This window comes from Telluria sp. ZB4P36 (assembly GCF_059685865.1).
The window spans coordinates 46,567-66,098 of sequence record NZ_JCASIE010000014.1; the positions used below are offsets into that span (position 1 = coordinate 46,567).

17 protein-coding genes are annotated in these 19,532 nt (G+C 67.8%); 9 read left to right on the plus strand and 8 right to left on the minus strand.

What is annotated here, in order from left to right; all coding sequences use genetic code 11:
- Positions 1–14: 14 nt before the first annotated feature.
- The gene (locus AC56LK_RS17685) at positions 15–305 is read left to right on the plus strand and encodes a hypothetical protein (RefSeq protein ID WP_497185795.1); all 291 of its coding nucleotides are present in this window, start codon (positions 15–17) and stop codon (positions 303–305) included.
- A 128-nt stretch (positions 306–433) separates the two neighbouring features.
- Here AC56LK_RS17685 and AC56LK_RS17690 read toward each other — a convergent pair whose 3' ends face one another.
- Positions 434–1,003 carry a polymorphic toxin type 4 domain-containing protein gene (locus AC56LK_RS17690; protein ID WP_497185796.1) on the minus strand — a complete coding sequence of 190 codons (570 nt, stop codon included), beginning with the start codon at positions 1,001–1,003 and terminating at the stop codon, positions 434–436.
- A 190-nt stretch (positions 1,004–1,193) separates the two neighbouring features.
- Between AC56LK_RS17690 and AC56LK_RS17695 the strand changes: the two genes are divergently transcribed.
- The 5 genes from AC56LK_RS17695 to AC56LK_RS17715 are packed head-to-tail and all read left to right on the plus strand — an operon-like array spanning position 1,194 to position 7,624.
- Positions 1,194–2,174 (plus strand): hypothetical protein, encoded by a 981-nt coding sequence (locus AC56LK_RS17695; RefSeq protein ID WP_497185797.1) that lies wholly within the window; start codon positions 1,194–1,196, stop codon positions 2,172–2,174.
- Positions 2,175–2,189: 15 nt separating this feature from the next.
- Positions 2,190–3,479: a hypothetical protein gene (locus AC56LK_RS17700; RefSeq protein WP_497185798.1), complete on the plus strand. Its 1,290-nt coding sequence runs from the start codon at positions 2,190–2,192 to the stop codon at positions 3,477–3,479.
- 34 nt (positions 3,480–3,513) lie between these two features.
- Entirely contained in the window at positions 3,514–5,508 is a 1,995-nt protein-coding gene (locus AC56LK_RS17705; RefSeq protein WP_497185799.1) for a hypothetical protein, read from the plus strand.
- A gap of 18 nt (positions 5,509–5,526) precedes the next feature.
- On the plus strand, positions 5,527–6,618 hold the full coding sequence (locus AC56LK_RS17710) for a hypothetical protein (protein ID WP_497185800.1): 1,092 nt from the start codon (positions 5,527–5,529) through the stop codon (positions 6,616–6,618).
- 4 nt (positions 6,619–6,622) lie between these two features.
- Positions 6,623–7,624 carry a DUF4438 domain-containing protein gene (locus AC56LK_RS17715; protein WP_497185801.1) on the plus strand — a complete coding sequence of 334 codons (1,002 nt, stop codon included), beginning with the start codon at positions 6,623–6,625 and terminating at the stop codon, positions 7,622–7,624.
- On the opposite strand, the gene AC56LK_RS17720 is transcribed toward AC56LK_RS17715, so the two are convergent.
- Genes AC56LK_RS17720 through tssF form a run of 3 tightly spaced genes read right to left on the minus strand, consistent with a single transcriptional unit; the run spans position 7,621 to position 11,126 of the window.
- On the minus strand, positions 7,621–8,247 hold the full coding sequence (locus AC56LK_RS17720; RefSeq protein ID WP_497185802.1) for a type 1 glutamine amidotransferase domain-containing protein: 627 nt from the start codon (positions 8,245–8,247) through the stop codon (positions 7,621–7,623). The genes AC56LK_RS17715 and AC56LK_RS17720 overlap by 4 nt on opposite strands.
- A 58-nt stretch (positions 8,248–8,305) precedes the next feature.
- Positions 8,306–9,286 (minus strand): type VI secretion system baseplate subunit TssG, encoded by a 981-nt coding sequence (tssG, locus tag AC56LK_RS17725; RefSeq protein ID WP_497185803.1) that lies wholly within the window; start codon positions 9,284–9,286, stop codon positions 8,306–8,308.
- A 4-nt stretch (positions 9,287–9,290) separates the two neighbouring features.
- Positions 9,291–11,126, minus strand: coding sequence for a type VI secretion system baseplate subunit TssF (gene tssF, locus AC56LK_RS17730; protein ID WP_497185804.1), 1,836 nt, complete (start codon positions 11,124–11,126; stop codon positions 9,291–9,293).
- A 130-nt stretch (positions 11,127–11,256) separates the two neighbouring features.
- On the opposite strand from tssF, the gene AC56LK_RS17735 reads away from it, so the two are divergent.
- Both AC56LK_RS17735 and AC56LK_RS17740 read left to right on the plus strand, forming a co-directional pair.
- Positions 11,257–12,660, plus strand: coding sequence for an MATE family efflux transporter (locus tag AC56LK_RS17735; protein ID WP_497185805.1), 1,404 nt, complete (start codon positions 11,257–11,259; stop codon positions 12,658–12,660).
- 72 nt (positions 12,661–12,732) lie between these two features.
- Positions 12,733–14,952, plus strand: coding sequence for a S9 family peptidase (locus tag AC56LK_RS17740; RefSeq protein WP_497185806.1), 2,220 nt, complete (start codon positions 12,733–12,735; stop codon positions 14,950–14,952).
- 63 nt (positions 14,953–15,015) lie between these two features.
- Here the strand turns inward: AC56LK_RS17740 and AC56LK_RS17745 are convergent, their stop codons facing one another.
- Positions 15,016–15,219, minus strand: coding sequence for a CsbD family protein (locus tag AC56LK_RS17745; RefSeq protein WP_497185807.1), 204 nt, complete (start codon positions 15,217–15,219; stop codon positions 15,016–15,018).
- A gap of 180 nt (positions 15,220–15,399) precedes the next feature.
- On the opposite strand from AC56LK_RS17745, the gene AC56LK_RS17750 reads away from it, so the two are divergent.
- Positions 15,400–16,482 carry an AI-2E family transporter gene (locus AC56LK_RS17750; RefSeq protein WP_497185808.1) on the plus strand — a complete coding sequence of 361 codons (1,083 nt, stop codon included), beginning with the start codon at positions 15,400–15,402 and terminating at the stop codon, positions 16,480–16,482.
- A gap of 50 nt (positions 16,483–16,532) precedes the next feature.
- Here AC56LK_RS17750 and AC56LK_RS17755 read toward each other — a convergent pair whose 3' ends face one another.
- From AC56LK_RS17755 to AC56LK_RS17765, 3 genes are all read right to left on the minus strand, one after another.
- The gene (locus tag AC56LK_RS17755; protein ID WP_497185809.1) at positions 16,533–16,709 is read right to left on the minus strand and encodes a CsbD family protein; all 177 of its coding nucleotides are present in this window, start codon (positions 16,707–16,709) and stop codon (positions 16,533–16,535) included.
- A gap of 72 nt (positions 16,710–16,781) precedes the next feature.
- Positions 16,782–17,399 (minus strand): class I SAM-dependent methyltransferase, encoded by a 618-nt coding sequence (locus AC56LK_RS17760; RefSeq protein ID WP_497185810.1) that lies wholly within the window; start codon positions 17,397–17,399, stop codon positions 16,782–16,784.
- Between the two features lie 66 nt (positions 17,400–17,465).
- On the minus strand, positions 17,466–19,526 hold the full coding sequence (locus AC56LK_RS17765) for a M13 family metallopeptidase (RefSeq protein WP_497185811.1): 2,061 nt from the start codon (positions 19,524–19,526) through the stop codon (positions 17,466–17,468).
- Positions 19,527–19,532: the final 6 nt, after the last annotated feature.

The following is a 19,532-nucleotide window of genomic DNA, read 5'->3' on the forward strand; positions in this document are numbered from 1 at the left end:
TACACTCCCCGCCCATGTACGGAAAAGTCAAACGCCTGCGCGCCGCGGGCAAACGCCTCTCGGATCTCGACATCGCCCGGTCTCAGCACGTTCAGGGCGAGGTGACGATGGCCGGCCTGGGCAACACCCTGGTGCTGACCGTGACCAACCCCGATTCTCAGGTCGGGGAGTCCTTGTTCCCAATGCTCTACGAAGCCCGCCTCATCACCATGCACGGCACGAAAATGCTGTTCAAGGGCGAAGAGCGGCCGCAGGGCGATGCCGGTCCGGCAGTCGTTCAGGAATGGGCGGTGGTGGTGGAATGACAGGTTTATGCCAACATGGAGACGGAGACCCGCATGCCTGCTGAAATTCCGCAGGTTCGATTCCCTCCGCCTCCACCACCGCATTCAAAAAGCCGCTGATTCGTCAGCGGCTTTTTCATTTCCACGCCCTACCCACTCCCCTGCACCAGTCCGCGCAGCACGCCCCGCCCACCCGGGCGCCGCACGATGCCTCCCGGCGGATTCGCCACCCGCGACTGATACAGCAAATAAGGCGTCACCGCCCCGCCCACACGCGGATTGACCCTGTCGTTCGACACCGTGATGCTCGCCTCCAGCAAACGCCTTGCCTGGGCACGCTGCGTCTGCCCGGCAGGCAGTTCATCGACCCGGTACTGGATCTCGCGCAGCCGCAGCGTGCGCGGATGCGTGCAGGTCACCGTGGTCAGCCACAAGTTCACGTTGCCCGGCTTGAGAAACAGGAGGTCGCGCAGGTAGCGCTCGATACCCAGCCGCTGGTAGCGCTGGTTCACTTCTTCGGGCGCGTAGCGAATCGCGTGAGCACTCTCGAAACCGGTGCCGGCGCCCTGGCTGTGGGCCCGCTGCCATCCCGCCAGGCCGACTTCGATCCCCGGGAACATCAGCCTTTCGACCCCGCGCCGCGTCAGGCCGGGACCCAGGCGGCTGCGGATGACGATGCAGCCCTCGGCATCGCGAAAACTTCGTTGTACGAAACTCATGTCGGTCTCCAATGTAATTGGCTCCATAGAGCGGCGCCAACTCGCCGTCAAAACCACACACAGACTTTGATGTACTTCAAACGAACCTAGGTCCCTAATGGATTTTGGTCTAAGCCCGGTTAATTTGATTGCAGTCCTTGCGACGAATTCCCTTCCCGGCCCAACCAAGCCCCATTTTCGGGAGAATCCCATGAGCGACCGTTTCGATGCCGATTTGATGGACGACCTGATGTACGACGCCGCCGAAGGACCGGCGGGCCCGCCGGCCGCAGCCGGCGACGATTTCAGTGACTGGGACGCCGGGCAGGACTTGGGCGACGACTACGGCGACGTCGACACCGGGTCCCAGGCTTCCGGCGCGGACGAGGCAGGCGAGATGGACTTCGAGGATTTCGAGGAGGGCGACGGCTTCGAAGCCGCGGGCTACGACGAGTTCGAAGGCGACTCGCTCGAAGACGCCATGGCCGATGCCCTGGCGGAGGAGGACGCCGATGCCTTCGCGCGCCGGCTGCGCGCCCTGGCCAGGCGCGCCCGCAGCGTGGTCCGGACCGTCGGGCGCGGTGTCGGCGCGGCCGGGCGCCTGATCGGGCCGATCGCCAGCGCGATCCCGCTGCCCCAGGCCCAGGCGATCGGACGCATCGCGAACGTCGCCGGGCGCCTGCTGGCCGATGGTGCGGATGAATTCGAGGCCCTCGACGAACTGGTCGACACCTACGACGACGACGCCATCGACGCGGCGGCGCCGGTGATCGCGGGCCTGAGCCTGCGCCGCGCCTTGCCCCTGGTGGCACGCATGCCCCAGCACGCGCGGCGCCAGCTGCTGCGCAATGCGGCGCAGGCCACCCGCACCATGGTCCGCAGCCAGGGCGCTCCCGGCGCGCGCGCCGCCGCACGCCTGGTGCAAAGCGCGCAGCGCGCGGTGCGCCAGCGCCGGCTGTCTCCCCGGGCGCTGCCGCAGGCGCTGCGGCGCGTCGCGCAGCGTGCCGTGCAGAACCCGCGCAGCCTGCCGGCCCTGACGCGTCCCCTCACCCCGGGAAGGCCGCAGCAGCGCGGCACGTCGCCGGCGCGCGGCGGCATGGCGATCGCCGGCGGGTCCGCCGCCTATATCAACGCGGGCAACCGGCGCATGGTCCTGCGGGGACCGATGACGATCACGATCCGGGTACGTTGAGCGCACGACGCCGCCATGCAACGCGCGCATACCTTCCTGCGGGTCAAGGTCCGGGGGCTGGGCGCCCGGCTGAAACGGCTCGGCAGCATCACGCCGGCCTCGATCGGCCTGCGCCCGCAGGACATGCGCCATGCGCCCACGCCCGGCCATTTTGCGGCGGCCAACCGGCGCCTGGACGAGATCGGCCGGCAGGTGCGGCAGCGCTATGCCTACCTGGCGGCACGCTGGCGCGACATGCCGGCGGCGCAGATCCTGGTCGACGCCGCGCTGGTCGAGCGCGAGCTTGACCGTGCCCGGCGCGCCTACGGGCTGTTCTTCGAAGTCTTCGCCCAGCGCGGCACCAGTTTCGCGCCGGCGCTGGCCGCCCATGACGCGATCGCGATCGATTGCTATACGGCCGTCCGGCAGGCCGCCCCGCGGATACTCGGCGCGCCGGTACTCAAGCCGCTGTGCTACATGGAACACGGCTTCTCCCCCGCCACCATGCGGCGCGGCGTCACCCTCAACCGGCTGCTCGGCGAGCCCAATCCCTTCCCCCTGATCCGGATTCCCTGGGACCGCGAGCACCCATGGCAGGCGGTCTTCCTGCACGAAGTGGCGCACAACCTGCAGGCCGATCTCGGCGTCTGGCAGGAAAACCGCGAGGGCGTGCTGCGCCGCGTGCTCGGCGCGTCGCGCCAGCGCCTGCTGGCCACGATCTACGGCCGCTGGCACAAGGAGATCTTTGCCGACCTGGCGGCGGTGCTGCTGGGCGGCCCCGCCGCGGCCTGGGGCATGGCCGAATTCCTCGCCAATCCCGCACCGCGGGTGCTGACCTATCGCCCGGGCGGCGCGCATCCGACCGCCTACCTGCGCGTGCTGATCCTGGCCGAGATGCTGCGCCGGCTCGGCTTCGGCCGCGACGCCGCGCGCATGACGCAGGTGTGGCGCACGCTCTACGATCCGGCGCGCACGCCGCGGCTGCCGGCGGTCCTGCTGCACAGCGCCGGCTCCCTGATCCCGCAGGTGGTCGACGAGGTCGCCTTCCAGACCCGCCGCAACCTGGCCCAGCGCGCGCTGGTGGACATCATCCGCTTCGGCCGCGACGAGCAGGCGGCGATCCTGCAGGGCGCGCGCCTGCTGATGCAGGGGCGGCCGGCGCAGGTGCAGCTGGCGCCGCGCTTCCTGGTCAGCGCGGCCGCCTATGCGCTGGCCAACGGGCGCATGCCGCCCAACCAGCTGTCGCAGCAGGTCATCGGCCTGCTCAACGCCGGCGCCCCACCGTCGCCGCGGACCATCGGTCCGCGGCTGGCATTGGCTGCATGAGCCGCAACCGATGACCACCCCACACGAGGCAACCATGACCAATCCATCTTTACCGCAGCAGGCCGGCGCCCTACCCGGCGGCGCCCAGCGCATCGCGCTGGACAACCTGATCCGCCGTGAACTGAAGGTCGGCGATCCCAACGATCCGCGCCAGATCGCCGATGCGCTGATGAACCGCTACCAGAGCGATCCGCGGGCCCGCGCCATGGCCCAGGAAGCACTCGGCCTGCCCTCCCTGCCCGCCGCGGCGCCGCAGCCGGCGCCGGACGGACGCTCCGCCTCGTCCAGCATCGAACTGCAGCAGGCCACGGCGGACGTCGAGCGCGATTTCCAGGAGCTGCTGACGAATAACCTCCTGAAGGACATCTCGCCGGAGCTGGAGGCCTGGGCCGAGGCCCTGCGTGCCCACATCGGGCAAGGGATCGCCGCGGCCGGCCTGTCGCTCGACCCCTACCAGCGCGACCAGGCCCTGGCGGTGCGCCGCCAGCTCGGCGAATACGCGCGCCTGGCGCGCCTGATCGGCACCCTCACGCCCTCGGTCGGCCAGCTGTACCGCAAGCTCGCCCAGAGCCTGGACGAGGTAGCCAGCGTGCTGCTGGTGCTGATGGGCGAAGCCCTCGGCAACGTCGGCTTCAACGGCGGCCGCTACCTGCTGCGCGCGCCCTACAGCGAACTGCAAAGCCGGCGCGCCGCGGTGCTCTACGCGCTGCGCAACCTGAGCGGGGCTGCCCAGGAATCCTACGGCCAAAGCGAGTACGCCTACGGCCTCAAGGCCTACCATGAGCTGTACCGCAAGCTCGAGGAAGACAAGCACGAAGACCTGCGCGCGCTGCTGGTCGAGAGCGAGCTGGCGCGCGTGATGGACCGCCTGATCCAGCTCGGCGCCGACGGCTCGGTGCGCGGCCTGCGCTCGCTGGGGGCGACCGCCTTCATGGACCTGTCGCGCTTCCGGCGCCTGGTCACCGTGGCGAACCGGATGGGGAACGGCGACCCGCCCCTGCCCGCGCTGGGCGCCTTCCTCGAAGCCCTGCTGCTGTTCGCGGATGCCTTCGAAGGATCGGGCGGCTTCCGCCTGCTCGGCATTGCGCGGCCGCCGGTCCTGCTGTACGGCCTGTACGGGAATACCGGGCTGGCGAGCGCCGACCGGCGCCTGCTGCGGCTGACGGAACTGCGCGGCGCGATCGCCGACGACGCCGATGCCTTCCTGCCCATCGAATACCATCCCGAGGCGGCGCGGGCCAAGATCGCCATCGATTACCTGATCTTCGCGATCGACCGGGCCATCGACCTGTATGCGATGGGCACCCGGGACCTCGGCAATGCCGAGATCCGCGCGGCCGCCTACGGCTTCCCGGTGGGCATCCTGACCTACCTGGCCTCGCGGGACGGCGTCCCCGCCGGCAGCATGCTGGGCAAGCTGGCCCAGGCCACCCGCAGCGTGTTCGCCGACGACGTGCCGGACGACCAGGGAACGCGCTCGTATTTCGCATTGTGCCTGGGCGACTTCAACGCCGGCACCGGCTATTTCGACCAGACCCTCGAGCTGCTCTATCCGCGGCCGACGGAAGACGGCGCCGCAGCAGGCCAGCCCGCGCCTGCCGGCAGTTGGGAAGCGGGCTCGCGGATCGACCTGTCCGACCCCGACACCAGGATGCTGCTGCATGGCGAACTGTTCGCGCAGAGCGATTTCGATGCCAAGTGGATCGACGTGGTGAGGACCATGGCGATGGGGGCCGGCACGCGCCGCAACCTGGACGCGCTGGTGGGATCGCGCAGCTTCGTGCGCCTGGTCTCGAGGGTGGCGGACATGGTGCTGGGGATCGACCCGGACGCCCACACCAGCGAGGAAGTGCGGATGCCGAACCACTGGGCAGTCAACCTGGGCTACCTCAGCAGGCTCGGCGACGACCATCCTCCCCCGGCCCCGGCCCCCGGCGGCGAAACGCCGCCCCAGCTGGGCGGCATGCCGGAAGACGCGGGCCCGGTTCCCAAACCGCCAGCGGCAGCCGGCCGGTCGAAGAAGGAATAAACAGCACAGGAGCAGGCCATGACGTTCAAGACAACCGAAACCATCCAGCGCCTGTGGGACACCTTCCTGCAGGACCAGCTGGGATCGCTGCCGCCCGAACAGCGCCAGCAATTCGAGCAGCAGTTCGAAGACCGCTTTGGCGAGCTGGTCGGCAAAGCGGCCGACGGCAGCGGTTCGGGCGACGCCTTCCTCGACATGGTCGGATTCGGCGGCAAGGGCCCGCTGGACTTCGACAGCGTCGCCTACCCCCATATCCAGGCCGACTTCGACGACACCTCCGTGCCGGCCCAGTTGCATGCCGCGGCCGGACTCTACTTCATTTACCAGCACGAACGGATGAAGGTGTTCCAGGTCGTCGACGTGCTGCTGCGCCTGTTCCATATGGGCAAAATGCGCATCCAGCGCGGGCCGGGAGCACGCGGGCTCTACCTGCTCGAGAAATGGCAGCCGCTGCGCTACAAGGCGCGCGACCGCATGCTGGCCTACCGCCGCGCCTTCAACTACGGCAGCTATCCGGCCCCGGCGGGTGCCGTCGTCAACCGCGGCTTCCACCGGCAGCTGGTCGGCTTCATGGTGGCCCTGGCCCAGTACTTCCGCGACCTGATGATCGGCGAAGTGATCCGGGGCGGCCAGCTGATCGACCAGCGGCCCTTCGGCAGCGTCGCCACGGTGCAGCGCCTCGGGCTCGACCTGCGCTATGCGCTCGACCGCAGTACCTACGGCAACATCTTTTCGCTCGCCATGGAAACCGGGCACTACCTGCGCACCGTGCTGGCGGTGCTGGATACGCCGGACATCAAGAAGTCCTTCGACGCCAACAGCAAGTGGGACGTGATCGAGGCGGTGTCGCAGCGCTATCTCGGCGGCATCGCGGAACCCTCGCAGCGCGCCAAGATGGCGGAAAGCGGGCGCCGCATCCTGCAGTTCATCGCCGACAACGACTTCAAGACGGCCACCGATCCGATCCTGTTCCAGTCGGTGGTGCGGCCGATGGGCGCCCATGCCGAGGCCTGGATCGCCGCCTACCGGACCACGCCCGAGGGACGCGGCTTCCAGGGCGTGACCCCGACCTTGCGGCGCACGATCGGGGTGCCGGCGATGGCGGTCTGACGGCATGAGATCGCCGCTGGCGGCGCCCGCCCCCGACTGGCGGGGCGGACCGCGCATCAACCTGCCCGACCTGGTCATGGTCAGCGTGTCCGGGCAGGTGTCGCACCCGATCGGCCGGGAGAATCCCTACCGCATCGGCTATGACGGCATTCCACGGGTGCTGCCGGGCACCGGCGGCATCGCCCTCAACCAGCGTATCGGCGACCGTTGCGTGGGGCTGGCCGCCGACCACGTCGAACCCGGCGTCTCGCTCCACAACAACGGGCGCGAGGTGGTCGGCCCGCGCGACGGCCCCAATGCGGCCATGGTGCAATACGCCTGCGTCGGCAATGTGGCGCGCGTGATCAGCGGCCCCTGCATCGGCAAGCTCGGCCGCGTCACCGGCAAGCACGGCGGCATCAACGACGTGCTGGTCGACTTCGTCCCCGGCGTGCTGCGCCGCCTGTGCATCGGCGACCGCATCCAGATCTACAGCATCGGGCTGGGCCTGCGCCTGCTGGATTACCCGGACATCACGGTGCTCAACTGCGCGCCCGGACTGCTGCGCCGCTGGGGCCTCGACGAACGGGGCGGCGCGCTGCGCGTGCCGGTCACGCACCTGGTGCCGGCGACGCTGATGGGCTCGGGACTGGGCAAGAACACCGGCTGGCGCGGCGACTGCGACATCCAGCTGTCCGACCCGGACACCGTGCGCCGCTTCCGCCTCGGAAGCCTGCGCTTCGGCGACCTGGTCGCCATCGTGGACGGCGACGGGCGCTTCGGCCCCAGCTACCAGCCCGGCTGGATCACGATCGGCATCGTCGTGCATGGCGACAGCACGGTGGCCGGGCACGGGCCCGGGGTGGCGGCGCTCATGAGCGGTCCGGCCACGCGCCTGGTACCGGTGCTGGCGCCGCAGGCGAACCTGGCGGTCGTGTACCGGCTGCGGGCGCTGCCGCCGGCCCGGACCTACCCGACGCTGGCGCACGGCGCCAGCCGCCGCCCGGCCATGCTGCTGCCGTTTTAGGAGGTCGGCCCCGGATCCGCCCCCGCCTGCTGGATCACCATCAACTCCTTCATCAGCGCGTCGTTGAAGGCCGGAATGTCGTCGGGCTTGCGGCTCGTGATCAGCTTGCCGTCCACCACCACCTCGTCATCGGTCCACTCCGCGCCCGCGGCCTTCAGGTCGTCCTGGATCGCCGGGTAGCTGGTCAGGTGCTTCGACTCGGCAATGCCCGCCTCGATCAGCGGCCACGGTCCGTGGCAGATCGCCGCGATCGGCTTGTCGGCATCATCGAAGGCCTTGATGAAGGCGATGGCTTCCGGAATCTGGCGCAGCTTTCTCGGATTTTCCTCGCCGCCCGGCAGCAGCAGCGCATCGAAGTCGGCTTCCTTCGCCTGCGACAGGCTCAGTTCCACCTTGAACTTGTCCCCGGGCTGGTCGTGGTTCATGCCCTGCACTTCCTCGCCCGCGCCCTTGGGGGACACGAGGGTCACGCGCACGCCCTTCCCCTCCAGGAAACTGCGCGGCCCGGTGTATTCGACCTGTTCGACGCCATCGGTCATCAAGACCGCCACGCGCTTGCCCTGCACGTCCTGTTCGCTCACGAGATTGGCTTCTTCGCCCATATGCCCTCCTGTCTGGTTCATCCGGTTCTCGGGAACGATTGTAGGACGCCCATCCTGCAGGCGTCGCGCGGATGAAGGACTAGGCGAGCAGGTAGCAGACGTCGTCCCGGTCGCGCCGGTCCGGGCGGGTGCACAGGAAACCATCCAGCCCGAGCCGGATGCTGCCGTCCAGGCTGGCCCCGTCGACCTCGTCGCCACGCAGGATCACCTGCAGCTCGCGGTGCGGCACTTCGATCGCGAAGCGGTCCAGCAGCGCCGCCAGCGCGCGCGCGCCGCGCGCTCCCGGCAGGAAGCGCTCGAATATCCGGGCCGATACCGGCCCCACGCGGATGCGGATGCCGAGTTCCGGCCGCGGCAGGCGCTCGCCCAGGGTCGCGCCGCGGCCGATGTCGCAGTTGTTCTCGCCCAGCCGGCTGCGGTCGCCGTGGCCGAGCGCGTCCCAGCGGCCGGCGAACTGCTCGACCGCCACCGGCACCTGCAGGTATTCGCCGAGCACGCCCGCGATCAGGCCGGCCGGCACCACCCGGCTGCGCAGTTGGGCTGCAAAATAGGCCAGGCTCTCGAAAGCGAGGCCGGCCTCAAGCTGCCCCTGCGCCGGAGTTTGCCACCCCGCCCCGCCCAGCGCGGCGAGCTGGGCAAGGAAGCGGTCGCGCTTGTGTTCATCCGGGCCGCCGCGCACCCGGTACTTGCGCCAGGCCCGGTAGAACAGCGCCAGCTGGCGGCTGGAGAAGGCATCGTAGAAGGCGCGCGGCCCTTCGTCGCGCGTCGCGTGTTCCCAGGCGGCGATGCGCTCCGTGTAATGCAGGGGCAGCGCGCCGTTCACGCCGAGCAGGCCCATCACCGCCGTGCGCACCCGCAGGCGCATGCCGCCGTCGCCTCCAGGGTCCTGCTCCAGCTGCAGCGCATCGATGTCGCTCGCCGGGAAGGCCAGCGACAGGCTGTTCTCGAAGCGGATCGCGGATTCCGGCTCCAGGCCGCAGCGGCGCAGCCAGCGCGACAGCAGGCGGATGGCCTGGAACAGCTCGTAGCGCCAGGGCTCGGCCAGGAGGTGGTCGATCACGCCTTCACACCAGCGTCAGCTGGCCGTTGCGCGGCTCGCAGCGCAGGAGTTCCCGGTCGGTCTGCGCCGAGCGCAGCACCAGCCGCGTGAAGCTGTTGACGTGCACGTAGAGGCCGAAGAAGCGGTTCACCACTTCCGCGAACACGACCAGGCTGCTCCCCGCGAACGCCTCCTCGTCCACGGTCATGCGCAGCTCAAGGCCGTGCACCAGCGTGGCGCCGATCCCGTTGCGCATCCAGGCCGTGGACGGCAGCGTCTCCATCGCGGTGATGCCGGCGATCTGGCGCTGGGTCGCCGCCGAGCGCGACACGTCGTACAGGGTCAGGACTTCGCGGAAGGCGTCGAGGTCGCCCAGCGAGCGATGGTTGAGCGCGAGCTGGGCCACCAGCCGCCAGTGCGCGCCGCCGGAGGAAGGAAAGCGGTGCGGCAGCGTCGGCCGGCGCAGCAGGTGGATCGGCAGGCCGCCGGTGGTGGTTTCGCTGCTCAGGTCGCCGCCCGGTGCGCCGAAGCCGGTGCTGGCCGCATGCGCGCCGTTGGTGCAGGTCAGGTCGATCGAGGCCACGCACTGCTCGTCCGGCGCCAGCGAAAAACCGGCATCCGTGAAGCCGATCTTCATGCGCTGGCGGTGCACGCCGCGGTCGTCGCGGCGCGCGAACCAGTAGCGCTCGCGCAGCTCGCCGCCTTCGCCATGGCGCAGTCCGTAATACGGCCGGTAGGCGATCGACTGCACCCTGCCCTCGGCCGTGCGCAGCACATCGACCCGGTCGATGCTGTAGACCTCGACGTCTTCCTCATGCCGGCCCGGCAGCACGTCGTACATGGCGGTGCGGTGGGTGATCCGCACCGGCATGGCGGCCTGGTGGAACAGGTTGACCACCGGCACGCAGCCGGGCAGCAGGTGCGAGGCGCCCAGGGTGCCCAGCAGGCGTGCGGCCCCGCTGTCGCCGTGCAGGCCGTTCACGATCAGGTGCAGGGTAAAGCGGTGCGCCGCCGCCGGCAGCATCGGCGCCAGCTTGCCCAGATCGATGTCGATGAAGTGGAATTTTTCGGGGAAGGCGAAGTACTCGCTCAGCAGCCGGTAGGCGCCATGCTCGCTCGGGCGCAGCGGCACCAGCGCATCCTCGTCGCCGAAGCCGCCCAGGGCCAGCGGCATGCGCTCGAGCTGGCGCCACGGGCCGCCGTCGCCGATCTCCAGGTAGCTGGCGCCGATCCGCATGAACAGGGTGTCGATCAGGGCCGCCGCCAGCAGCGGGTCGGCATCGACGTAGAGGCGCAGGCACGGCATCCCGAGCTGGCGCAGCAGGCGCACCGGCGCTGCGCTGTCGATCGTGATCGCCATCTGCCCGGTCGCGCGCGCCGGCAGGCGCACGTGCGCCGGCGCATGCACCACCGGTTCGTAGCGCGCGCGGGCGACACCGACCGGCGCCAGGGCCAGGGGGCTGGCGGTGCGGAAGCGGCAGACCGTGCCCTTGCCGTGCAGCGCGCTCATCTCGGTGCCGCGCGGCACCGTCTCTACCCGCTCGAGCTTGCCCGTCGCCTGCGCGCCGGTTTCGCTGCCGATGCGGGCGATCGAGCAGGAGGGAATACCCTCCAGAAAATAGGGATAGAGGCTGCCGAGCAGGGCTTCGGTGAATTCCGGGTAGTCGTCGTCGAGCTTGCGCGCCGTGCGCGCATTCAGCAGCGCGCAGGCCTGGATCAGGCGGCGGATGTGCGGGTCCTCGAGGCCTTCGGCGCCAAGGCCCAGTTCGCTCGCCAGGCGCGGATACTGGTGCGCCAGCTCGCGCCCCACCGTGTTGAGGTAGACCAGTTCACGCTCGTAGTAAGGCAACAGCTCTTCCATCGCGCTCTCCTCTCGCAAGCATTAAAGGTCGTGCAGTTTTGCTCAGGTGACTTTGTGACTAGTCAATATGCGGCGGACTTGCCGCTTCGTCAGTAAAATGGAGGGCTTTTGAGCACTGCCACAGCCCGCCATGACCGCCACCGTTTCCGCCCCTTCCGGCACCGCTTCGCCCGTGCGCACCGAGATCGCCACGTTGTGGCGCCTGTCCTGGCCGATGCTGGTCGGCCAGCTGGCCACCGTGGGCATGGGCGTGGCCGACGTCGCCATGACCGGCCACGTCAGCGCCGAGGAACTGGCCGCGGTGTCGCTCGGCACCTCGGTGTGGTCGATCGTGCTGGTCACCGTGATGGGCACGATGATGGCGATCAATACTGTCGTCGCCCACGAGATCGGCGCCGCGCGCTACGACCAGATCCCGCACTCGGTGCGCCAGTCGCTGTGGAAGGGCCTGCTGGTGGGCCTGGTCGCCATGCTGTTCGCCAACCTGTGCACCCTGCTGTTCGATCACGTCGGGCTGGACCAGCACGTGGCCGACCGCGCCGCGCTGTTCCTGCACGTGATCAGCGTCGGCATGCCGGCCTTCGCCTGCTACCGCGCCCTGTATGGCTATACCACCAGCATCAACCAGACCAAGCCGATCATGTGGATCGCCATTCTCGGGCTGCTGTTCAATGTGCTGTCGAACTGGTTGCTGGTGTACGGCAACTGGGGCTTCCCCCAGCTGGGCGCGGTCGGCTGCGCGGTGTCGACCGCGATCGGCATGTGGCTGATGCTGGGCGCCATGATTTTCTGGATCAAGTATTCGCCGGCCTACCGTCTGACCTATCCCTTCACCGGCTGGGAAGGGCCGGACTGGAAAGAGATCGGCACGATGTTGCGCCTCGGCCTGCCGATCGGCGTCACATATTTCGCCGAGGTCAGCGCCTTTGGCCTGATCAGCCTGCTGGTGGCGCGCTTCGGCGTGGTGGCGGTCTCCTCGCACCAGGTCGCGCTGAATTTCGCTTCGCTGGTGTTCATGGTGCCGCTCAGCTTCTCGATCGGCATGATGACCCGGGTCGGCCAGGCCATGGGCGAAGGCAACCCGGAACGCGCCCGCTTCGTCGGCTGGGTCGGCGTCGGCATGTCGGTCGTGTTCGGGGCGCTGTCGGCGCTGTTCATCGCCGTCTTCCGCTGGGAGATCGCGGCCGCCTACACCTCCGATCCGGCGGTGCAGGCCGCCTGCGCCCACCTGCTGCTGTTCGCGGCGCTGTTCCAGCTGTCCGATGCCACCCAGGTGGCGACCGCCTCGGCGATCCGCGGTTACCAGGTGACGCGCCCGCCGATGATCATCCAGCTGGTGGCCTTCTGGGGCGTCTCGCTGCCGCTCGGCTGCATCCTGGGACTGGCGCCGCAGTGGTTCCCGTGGACGCCAGCCGCGCCGATGTCGACCACCGGCTTCTGGATCGGCCTGGTCGTGGCCCTGACGGTGGCGGCGGTGCTGCTGACCTGGTCCTTCGAGAAGCTGGCACGCCAGCGCATCCGCGCTGCCGCGTAATTACAGCTTTTCAGGGCCGACTCTGGTATCGTTCCGCCGTTGTCGCAAATTAACTTACACCAGAGACATTACATGCGCCCTCTCCTGCTCCTTATGGCCGCTCTCGCGGCCGCTCCCGCTTCGGCCGAACGCCTGACGCTGGACCGTATCTACGGCGATCCGGCCCTGGCCGGCGCCAGCGTGAAGACCCTGCGCGTATCGCCGGACGGCGAACGCGTGACCTTCCTGCGCGGCCGTGCCGACAACCAGTACCAGCAGGACCTGTGGGAATACAACATGAAGACCAAGAGCACCCAGCGCCTGGTCGATTCCAAGCGCCTGGTGCCGAACGAAGAGCTGTCGCTCGAGGAAAAGGCGCGCCGCGAGCGTGCCCGTACCGCCGGCCTGTCGGGCATCATCACTTATTACTGGTCGCCGGACGGCAAGCAGCTGCTGGTGCCGATCGGCGGCGACCTGTTCCTGGTCGACGCCGCCAAGCCTGACGCACCGCGCAAGGTCGCCTCGGGCAATGTCACCGATCCGAAGATTTCGCCGAAGGGCCGCTACGTGTCCTTCGTACGCGACCAGAACCTGGTCGTGATCGACCTGCAGACCGGCGCCGAGCGCCAGCTGACCACTGACGGCAAGGGCACCATCCACAACGGCGAGGCGGAATTCGTCGCGCAGGAAGAGATGGACCAGCACACCGGCTACTACTGGGCGCCGGACGACTCCGCGATCGCCTACCGCCGCTATGACGAAAAGCCGGTGCCGGTGGCGCGCCGCTTCGAGATCTTCGCCGACCGCACCGAAGTGATCGACCAGCACTACCCTGCCGCCGGCGATCCGAACGTGCTGATCGAGCTGATGATCGTCAACCCGGCCACCGGCCAGCAGCGCAAGGTCGACCTCGGTGCCGAGAAGGACATTTACCTGGTGCGCGCCGACTTCAGCGCCGACGCCAAGACCCTGGTCTACCAGCGCCAGACGCGCGACCAGAAGCGCCTCGACCTGGTGGCCGTGGACGTCGACACCCTGGCCCAGCGCCCGGTGCTCAGCGAAACCTCGAAGACCTGGGTCGAGATCCACAACGACCTGCGCTTCCTGAAGAGCAAGAAGGCCTTCATCTGGGCTTCCGAGCGCAGCGGCCGCAAGCACCTCTACGTGTACGGCCTGGACGGCAAGCTGCAGTACCCGCTGTCGAAAGGCGAATGGGGCGTGGACAATATCCTGGCGGTCGACGAGGCCGGCGGCAAGGTCTATATCTCGTCGGGCAAGGACGCCATGATCGACAAGCAGACCTATGCGCTGAAGCTGGACGGCAGCAATGCCGGCAAGCCGGACCGCATCACCGCCGGCGACGGCTGGCATGAGGCTGCCTTCGCAAACAACGGCAAGATCTTCGTCGACACCTACTCGAACCCGACCACCCCGCCGCAGGTGTCGATCCGCCGCGCCGACGGTTCGATGGTGGAATGGCTCGAGAAGAACGAGCTGAACGCGAACCACCCCTACGCCAAGCACATCGCCGACCACCTGCCGACCGAGTACGGCACGATGAAGGCCAAGGATGGCCAGACCCTGCATTACTCGATCATCAAGCCCGCCAACTTCGATCCGAAGAAGCGCTATCCGGTATTCCTGTTCACCTACGGCGGCCCGCACTCGCAGCGCGTGACCCGCGCCTGGGGCAATTATTTTGACCAGTACATGGCGCAGCAGGGCTTCGTGGTGTTCCGCCTGGATAACCGCGGCTCGGGCCGCCGCGAGCGCGCCTTCACCGACGCCCTCTACAACAACCTCGGCAAGGTCGAAGTGGAAGACCAGGTGGCCGGCGTCGACTGGCTGGCACAGCAGAGCTTCGTCGATCCGAAGCGCATCGGCGTGTTCGGCTGGAGCTATGGCGGCTACATGACCCTGCGCCTGCTGGCGGCAGCGTCGGACAAGATCGCGATGGGGGTGTCGGTGGCGCCGGTGACCGACTGGGCGCTGTACGACACCCACTACACCGAGCGCTACGTCGGCGGCACGCCGAAGTCGGATCCGGAAGCCTACAAGCGCAGCGGCGTGTTCGCCCACCTGGACGGCATGAAGTCGCCGCTGCTGCTGATCCACGGCATGGCTGACGACAACGTGCTGTTCACCAACACCACCCGCCTGATCGACGAGCTGGTGAAGCGCAACGTGCAGTTCGAACTGATGACCTATCCGGGCGCCAAGCACGGCATTTCGGGCAAGGTCAACCAGCGTCACGTGTATGGGATGATCGAGGCCTTCTTCAAGAAGAACCTGGGCGGGACGGCGGCGAAGTAAGCGCTGGTTTCACCAAAGCAAACAGCCGCCCTCGGGCGGCTGTTCCATTTGCACGCTGTGCGATCAGTGCGGACGACGATTCAGGTTCGCGTCAGTTGCATCATCCAGTGCTTCGCGCACGTCACCCAGCTTCTTCTGGGTCTTGCCTTCTACCTGGTTCTTCAGGCCCTTGGCTTCCTGCTCCGGGCTGTCGATCGCGTCGCCAAATTCTTCCTGAATCTTGCCGCCGATGTCCTTGAGCGTGCCTTTGACTTGGTCCTTGTTCATGGTCTTCTCCTTTAAGAAAACATGTCCGGATGGCCATGCATGAAACACAGATTACGCTTCCCCTTCCGCCACCTCTGTTCGGGTACGCACACAGCACGACAATAGCTGGCGCGCGACGTTTTGCCGCGGTGAATGCTAATCTTTTGTCAACGCGGCCGCGCCGCCCACCGGGGAATTGCCATGACCGAACAAGATCAAGAACATGCTTCCGACCCGCCACAAGCCCAGCGCCGCCTCGCCAAGCGCGTCAGCCTGATCAACGGCCTCGCCATCCTCTTCGTGGCGCTGGCGGCGGCCATCGTCCTGGCCGCCGACGCCCTGCTGCTGGTCTTCGCCTGCATCCTGTGCGCCATCCTGCTCTACAAGCTGAGCGAGATCCTGGCGCGCCGCTTCCACATGAAGCGCAAGCTCGCGCTGGGCATCGTCGTGCTCTTGCTGGCCGCCATCATCGGCCTCGGCGGCTGGGCCATGGCGCCGCAGATTGCCGAGCAGTCCAGCAAGCTGGCCAAGGAAATCCCGGCCGCCGTCGAGCGGCTGCAGGGCGAGGTTCAACAGCACCCCTTGCTCAAGCGCATCGCTTCCGAAATGCCGCCACCCGAGCAGATCGTCAAGCAGATGGGCAATATGGTGCCGAACGCCGGGCTGTTCTTCGGCGGTGTGCTGGGCGCCATCGGCAATGTGATCATCATCATCTTTGTCGGCATCTACTTTGCCGCCTCGCCTCAGCTCTATACCAATGGTGCCATCCGCCTGGTTCCGCAAAGCAAGCGCCCGCGCGCGCGCGAAGTGCAGCAGGAACTCGGGCATACCCTGGCAAGTTGGCTGCTGGGCAAGGCCGCGTCGATGCTGATCGTCGGCGTCGCCACCTCGATCGGTCTGAGCATGCTGGGCGTGCCGCTGGCGCTGATCCTGGGCATCATCGCCGGCCTGCTCGACTTCATCCCCTACCTTGGCCCGATCATGGCCGGCGTGCCGGCGGTGCTGCTGGCGCTGTCGATCAGTCCGGACCTGGCCCTGTACACCGTGCTGCTGTTCGTCGGCATCCAGCTGGTCGAAGGCTATGTGCTGCAACCCTTGATCGAAGCGCGGGCGGTGGACCTGCCGCCGGCGCTGGTCGTCGTGATGCAATTGATTTTCGGCACTCTGTTCGGCTTTGCCGGCGTGGCGCTGGCGACGCCGCTGGCGGCCGGGCTGGCGGTGCTGGTCAAGATGCTCTACGTCGAAGATGTGCTGGGCGACCGGCCGGCACACGGGCGAAGCTGAATACGACAAAGCCGCGCAATGCGCGGCTTTGACCTTATGGCAAAAAAAGCTTAGCGATTGCCCTTGACGATGTCCTTCACGTCGCCGACCTTCTCCTGCACCTTGCCTTCGGCTTGATTGGAAACGCCCTCACGCTGGGCCTGGCGGTTGCCGACGGCTTCGCCGACTTTCTCCTGGATCTTGCCGCCGACATTCTTGGCCTTGCCCTTGATTTGGTCCTTGTTCATTTCAGTCACCTCTTGTGTTTGTGAAGCGAGGTCCCACCATAGGCGCGATTAACGGGTCGCTCTGTTCGCCAACTAACCCTTGGGCTTGCGCCAGACGCTGGCCAGCCAGGGCTGCTGTTCGCGCGGTATGCCGGGCGGACGGTAGTAGTGATGCAGTGGAGCAAAGCCGGCCGTCGTCAGGTAGCGCTCCCAGGCCGGGTAATCGTGGTAGCTGCCGTAGCGCGGGCCGTTCCAGCCTTCGCGGTTGTCGCCGCGCGGATTGGAGCTGAACAGGACGCCGCCGGGCTTCAAGGTATCGAAGAGCCGGGACAGCACGCCGGGAAGCTCGGCGCTGGGTACGTGGAACAGCGAGGCATTGGCAAAGATGCCGTCGAACATGGCCGGCGGTAGCGCGAGGTGCAAGAAGTCTTGCTGCCAGACTTCGCAGCCGCTGTAGGCGCGCGCCATCTCGGCGAAGCGGGCGCCGCCGTCGAGACCGATGGCCTTGTGGCCGAGTTTGGTGAAAGTCTTGAGGTCGCGGCCGGGGCCGCAGCCGAGGTCGAGGATGGTCCAGGGCGCCGCGGCCTCGATGGCGCCGAGCAAGGCGTCGATGTTCTGGCTGACGTCGTGGTCGATGGTGCCGGCGAAGAAGGCCTCGGCGTTGTGCTCGTAATGAGCCAGGGTGCGGTGGGAGATGTCGTCGGCGTTCATGCTCCCATTATGGCGCAAGCGCGGCGGAGGGGAGCGAGCCCTGCCGGCCCGCTCCCCCCTGTCCTGTTACCAGACGCGCACGCGCTCCTCCGGCGCCAGGTACAGCTTCTGCCCCGGCTGCACGTCGAAGGCCTTGTACCAGGCGTCCAGGTTGCGCACGGTGTAGGTGCGGTACTGGCCCGGCGAGTGGCCGTCGGTCAGCACCACGCGGCGCATCGAGGCCTCGCGCATCTTGGTGCGCCAGCTCTGCGCGAAGCCGGAGAAGAACTCGCGGTCGGCGTCCACGCCGCTGCCCTTGCCCTTCGGCGAGACCTTGAAGGCGTCGTAGGCGGCGGCCAGGCCGGCCAGGTCGGACAGGTTCTCGCTCAGCGTCAGCTGGCCATTGAGGGCCAGGTCCTCGAAAGGCTTGTAGGCGTTGTACTGTTCCACCAGCTTCTGCGAGGCCTTCTTGAAATGGGCCAGGTCTTCCTTGGTCCACCAGTCGCGCAGGCGGCCCTGGGCGTCGAACTGGGCGCCCATGTCGTCGAAGCTGTGGCTGATCTCGTGGCCGATCACCGAGCCGATCGCGCCGTAGTTGTGCGCATCCGACGCCTTCGGGTCATAGAACGGCGGCTGCAGGATCGCGGCCGGGAAGTTCAGGGCGTTCTGCAGCGGCAGGTTGACGGCATTCACCAGCTGCGGCGGCATATGCCATTCGGTCTTCGACGGCTTCTGCTTGAGCTTGGCGAGCTGCTGGGCGTAGTGGAATTCCTGGGCGCGCATCACGTTGCCGAGCGCGTCCGTCGGCGAGACCTGCAGGCCCGCGTACGACTTCCAGGCATCCGGATAGCCGACGCCCACGTACATGGTGCGCACTTTTTCCTTGGCCTGGGCGCGGGTCGACGGCGCCATCCAGTCGAGCTTGTCGATGCGGCGCTCGAAGGCGGTCTTGATGTCGGCGACCATCTTCTGGATGCGCGCCTTGTCCTCGGCCGGGAAGTATTTGGCGACGTACATCTTGCCGACCGCATCGTCCATCGCGGAATTGGTGGCCGACAGCGCCCGCTTCCAGCGCGGCGACTGCTGCGGCGAGCCGGTCAGGCCCTTGCCGTAGAACTCGAAGCGCAGGTCCGCGTAGGCCTTCGGCAGGGTGCTGGCGAACTGGTTCAGGCTGTGGAAGGCCAGGTAATCCTTCCAGGTCGCCAGCTCGGTGGCCGCCACCTGCTCGGCCGCGCCCTTGAGCGCACCGGGATGGTAGGCGATGAAGCGGTCCTGGCCGCCGAGGCGCGCGCCCTGCATGAAGGCCTTCCAGTCCATGCCCGGGGCCTTGGCGGCGAAGTCCTTCATCGTCCAGGTATTGTTGGCCTTCAGGATGTCGGCCGACTCTTCGCGCGAAGCGTGGCTCTCGGCCAGTTCCGATTCCAGCGCGAAGATTTTGGTGGCGCGCGCCTCGACGTTGTTATAGCCGGCCAGCTTGAGCATCGCGGCAATGTACTGCTGGTACTTGCTGCGCAGCTCAGCCATCTTCGGGCTGTTGTCGAGGTAGTAGGCGCGGTCCGGCAGGCCGATGCCGCCCTGCAGCAGGTAAGGGACGTTGCGCGAGGGATCGGTCAAACCCTGGTTGAACCACACGCCGAACAGGTTCGGGGTGTTGAAGTTGGTGGCGTTCAGCGGGTCGACGTCGGCGCGCAGGAATTCGCCCAGCACGCGCGAGAGCGCGGCGCGGTCCTTGATCGCTTCGATCTTCGCCAGGCGCGGCTTGAGCGAAGCCAGGCCGGCGGACTCGATCGCCGCCTCGTTCATCCAGGCGGTGTAGAAGTCGGCCGCCTTGCGCGCTTCGGCGCTGGCGGACTTGTTCGACGCCGCTTCTTCGATCAGCTTGACGATGCGGGCATTGGTCTCTTCGGCCAGCGCGTACATCGAACCCCAGGAGCCGCGGTCGGCCGGGATCTCGGTCTTGGCCATCCACTCGCCGTTGGCGTAGGCATAGAAATCGTCGCCCGGCAGCACGACGGCGCCCGCGGGCTTCGTTGCCGCCACGCCGGCGCCGGCGCCCTGCCCGGCCGCAAACGCGGGAGCAAAGCCGAATGCGGCGACGCACAGCGCCAGGGTGACCGCGGTCTTGATCGGAGTCCAGCTGGTTTTCATAGCTTC

Excerpts from the sequence above, each read along its gene's own strand:
- AC56LK_RS17690 (WP_497185796.1), bottom strand. The coding sequence starts at position 1,003 with ATGAGTTTCGTACAACGAAGTTTTCGCGATGCCGAGGGCTGCATCGTC.
- AC56LK_RS17740 (WP_497185806.1), top strand. The coding sequence starts at position 12,733 with ATGCGCCCTCTCCTGCTCCTTATGGCCGCTCTCGCGGCCGCTCCCGCT.
- AC56LK_RS17705 (WP_497185799.1), top strand. The coding sequence starts at position 3,514 with ATGACCAATCCATCTTTACCGCAGCAGGCCGGCGCCCTACCCGGCGGC.
- AC56LK_RS17685 (WP_497185795.1), top strand. The coding sequence starts at position 15 with ATGTACGGAAAAGTCAAACGCCTGCGCGCCGCGGGCAAACGCCTCTCG.
- AC56LK_RS17700 (WP_497185798.1), top strand. The coding sequence starts at position 2,190 with ATGCAACGCGCGCATACCTTCCTGCGGGTCAAGGTCCGGGGGCTGGGC.
- AC56LK_RS17750 (WP_497185808.1), top strand. The coding sequence starts at position 15,400 with ATGACCGAACAAGATCAAGAACATGCTTCCGACCCGCCACAAGCCCAG.
- AC56LK_RS17765 (WP_497185811.1), bottom strand. The coding sequence starts at position 19,526 with ATGAAAACCAGCTGGACTCCGATCAAGACCGCGGTCACCCTGGCGCTG.
- AC56LK_RS17755 (WP_497185809.1), bottom strand. The coding sequence starts at position 16,709 with ATGAACAAGGACCAAATCAAGGGCAAGGCCAAGAATGTCGGCGGCAAG.
- tssF (WP_497185804.1), bottom strand. The coding sequence starts at position 11,126 with ATGGAAGAGCTGTTGCCTTACTACGAGCGTGAACTGGTCTACCTCAAC.
- AC56LK_RS17735 (WP_497185805.1), top strand. The coding sequence starts at position 11,257 with ATGACCGCCACCGTTTCCGCCCCTTCCGGCACCGCTTCGCCCGTGCGC.
- AC56LK_RS17710 (WP_497185800.1), top strand. The coding sequence starts at position 5,527 with ATGACGTTCAAGACAACCGAAACCATCCAGCGCCTGTGGGACACCTTC.
- AC56LK_RS17720 (WP_497185802.1), bottom strand. The coding sequence starts at position 8,247 with ATGAACCAGACAGGAGGGCATATGGGCGAAGAAGCCAATCTCGTGAGC.
- AC56LK_RS17745 (WP_497185807.1), bottom strand. The coding sequence starts at position 15,219 with ATGAACAAGGACCAAGTCAAAGGCACGCTCAAGGACATCGGCGGCAAG.
- AC56LK_RS17760 (WP_497185810.1), bottom strand. The coding sequence starts at position 17,399 with ATGAACGCCGACGACATCTCCCACCGCACCCTGGCTCATTACGAGCAC.
- AC56LK_RS17695 (WP_497185797.1), top strand. The coding sequence starts at position 1,194 with ATGAGCGACCGTTTCGATGCCGATTTGATGGACGACCTGATGTACGAC.
- AC56LK_RS17715 (WP_497185801.1), top strand. The coding sequence starts at position 6,623 with ATGAGATCGCCGCTGGCGGCGCCCGCCCCCGACTGGCGGGGCGGACCG.